This window comes from Psychrobacter sp. NZS113 (assembly GCF_015864825.1).
Lineage (GTDB): Bacteria > Pseudomonadota > Gammaproteobacteria > Pseudomonadales > Moraxellaceae > Psychrobacter.
Genome location: NZ_JADYWL010000031.1, coordinates 1 through 575, shown reverse-complemented (window position 1 = coordinate 575; position 575 = coordinate 1). Strand labels below are relative to the sequence as shown.

The 575-nt window shown below is 58.4% G+C and carries 1 protein-coding gene; it reads right to left on the bottom strand.

Going from position 1 to position 575, the window contains the following annotated elements:
• A partial coding sequence (locus I6E61_RS14000) for a Calx-beta domain-containing protein (protein WP_320158597.1) occupies positions 1-479 on the bottom strand: 479 nt, incomplete at its 3' end.
• Positions 480-575 lie beyond the last annotated feature (96 nt).

The following is a 575-nucleotide window of genomic DNA, read 5'->3' as shown; positions in this document are numbered from 1 at the left end:
CTGGCATCCATGTCGCCAAGCGCTAGGCTTGCGGTGACGGTGCTGTCTTTGTCCGTCGCGCCCGTTTGGCTGATGGCGAAGACGATGCTGTCGCCTGCGCCTTCGGTGGCGCTATCACTCGTTGCGGCAATGCTCACCACAGGTATGGCGTCGCCGGCATCGATGATGGTGCCAGTGCCACTATCCGCCCCAATGGTTAAGCTGGTGGTTTCATTGTTCTCAAGGATGGCATCATTTGATGTCGGGTAGCTGACGGTAAAGTCGGTCACCCCAGCAGGAACGGTGATGGTGCCGGTGGCAGCGTCATAGGTGACGCCATCACTAAAGAGGAGATCAGCAGGGTCGCTACTGTAATCATCGCCCTCTGTGGCGCTATTACCTGCCAAGTCAAAGTCATAGGTGACGTCGGCTTCGGTGACGCCATTGATGGTGACTTGGTGAACCAGATTGTCCCCTTCTGTGGCGCTGGCATTGCCCACGCTGACGGTCGGTTTGTCACCCTCGTTGACGGTGCCGTCTGCCGCATCTTCATCGAAGATGGTGGCGCTGTCGGTGGCGGTGCCAATGCTGGCGTT